A 1,869-nucleotide genomic window follows, 5' to 3' on the forward strand; every position below is an offset into this window, starting at 1 on the left:
TGACCGACCGGGTGCTGGGCATCGACCTGCACCCGGTCGCCGTCGCGCTGGCCCGCGTCACCTATCTGCTGGCCATCGGCCGCGACCGCCGGGCCCCGCGGCCCCGCCTCGGCCGCAGGGCGCGGCAGAGGCACCCGCAGCGCCGCCAGCAGGTCGTCCAGGTCCCGGACCTCGGCGCCCCGCCCCGACAGCACCGCCGCCCCGATCCGGTCGAGCCGAAACATCCGGGGCCCGTCGCGCATGCGGCACCATCCCACCAGGTACTCCCCGTAGGGGGCCACGACCAGGCCGTGCGCCTCCACGTCGCGGAAGCTGCGCGCCCCCGCCCGGTCGGTGTAGGCCAGCCGCACGACGCGGCGGGCGCGGACCGCCTCGGCGAGCGTGTCGTGCACCGGGCCCATCAGCGACCCGACCTCGCTGAGCGGCTCGCGCGGGTCGGGGGCGGGCAGCGCGTACCCGCGGCCCTTGCGGGCCCGCACCGGCAGCCCGCCGTGCCTCAGCAGCTCCAGGTCGCGGCGGACGGTCCGCTCGCTGACCCCCAGCCGCGCCGACAGCACCGCCGGGTCCAGCGGCTCGGGCGAGGCCGCACGCAGCTCCGCGACGAGCGCCAGCAGCCGGTCCACGCGGTCCACGCCCCCATCGTGACCCCGCCCGCCCGCGAAACACCCTCCCGAAGGGGCTTAAAACCCTTACCGGCGCGGGGTTTCGGGCCCCGCGCCGGCCCCCTGCGGCACGCCGCGGGGTCAGCGGCCCGACAGCTCCACCGCCAGGCCCTGGAAGTCGGCCGCCGTCAGCGACAGCGCGCTGCCGATGGCCTGCGTGGCCTCCGCGCTGCCCAGATGCCGCGTCGCGGCGCGGTCCAGGTAGGCCTCCACGAGCCGCGCCCCGGTCAGCCGGCCCCGCGGGCGCAGCGAACCCACCTCGCGGTTCACCACCGCCCACGCGTCCGACCCCAGGCGCAGGCTGCGCTCCTCGGCCAGCAGCCGCACCAGCGCCGCGCGCGCCTGCGCGCCCGACAGGTCCGGCAGCCGCACCGCCCGCAGGTCGGTCACCAGCTCCGGCGACGCCGCCGACAGCTCCCCGACGCGGTCGGGCTCGCAGGTGCCCAGCAGGGCCGTGTCGTTCACGCCCTCAAGCCGCGTCCGGTACAGCACCGAGGCGTAGGCGGGGCCCTGCGACTCGTCCAGGATCAGCCCGTCCAGGCCGTCCAGCAGCAGGACGTGGCCCGCGTGCTCCTCCAGCGCCGCGCGCAGCCCGTCGGGGCCGTGCTCGCGCAGGTCCTCGGCGTGGACGGCGTGGACCTCGCCGCTGGAGGCCTCCACCTCCGCCAGCGCGCGAGCCGTCATCCGCGCGAGCCGCCGCTGCCCGCTGGAGGGCGCGCCGATCAGCAGCAGCGCCGGCGCCGACGCGCTCGACACCTCCTGCCCGCGCAGCCGCCGCGCCCACTTGCCGCGCCGCCGGACCTCGGTGATGACGCGCTCGATGTCGTCGGCGCCGCACAGGAACCGGATCCCGTAGGCCTCGGCGACCTGCGGGGCCGGCTCGGGCGCGGGCGCGGGCGGCAGCGGAGGCGGCGGCTCGGGCACCGGCGCCGGGGGCGGGGGCAGGTCCGCGTGCGGCGCGGGCGCCGGGACGGGGGAGGGCCGGGCGGGGGCCGGCGGCGCGTCCGAGCCGGGCCACGCCGGGCCGGGATCGAGCTGGGTGCGGAACGCGTCGGTGTCCAGCTGCGTCTCGTACGGTTCCGACGGCCACACCGGCTCCGGGACCGGCTCCCGCGCCGGCGGCGGCTCGGGGGCCTGCTCCCGCGCCGGGACGGGCGGCGGGGGAGGCGGGGGAGGCGGGATCCGCGGCGGCGGCGCGTCCGACCCG

At 79.5% G+C, this 1,869-nt stretch carries 2 protein-coding genes; both read right to left on the reverse strand.

What is annotated here, in order from left to right:
• The coding region (locus AB0K37_RS41965) for a WYL domain-containing protein (RefSeq protein ID WP_363991768.1) at positions 1–632 on the reverse strand (632 nt) is incomplete at its 3' end.
• A gap of 111 nt (positions 633–743) precedes the next feature.
• The coding region (locus tag AB0K37_RS41970; protein ID WP_363991771.1) for a hypothetical protein at positions 744–1,869 on the reverse strand (1,126 nt) is incomplete at its 5' end.

Source organism: Actinomadura sp. NPDC049753 (genome assembly GCF_040674655.1).
Taxonomy (GTDB): Bacteria; Actinomycetota; Actinomycetes; order Streptosporangiales; family Streptosporangiaceae; genus Spirillospora; species Spirillospora verrucosospora.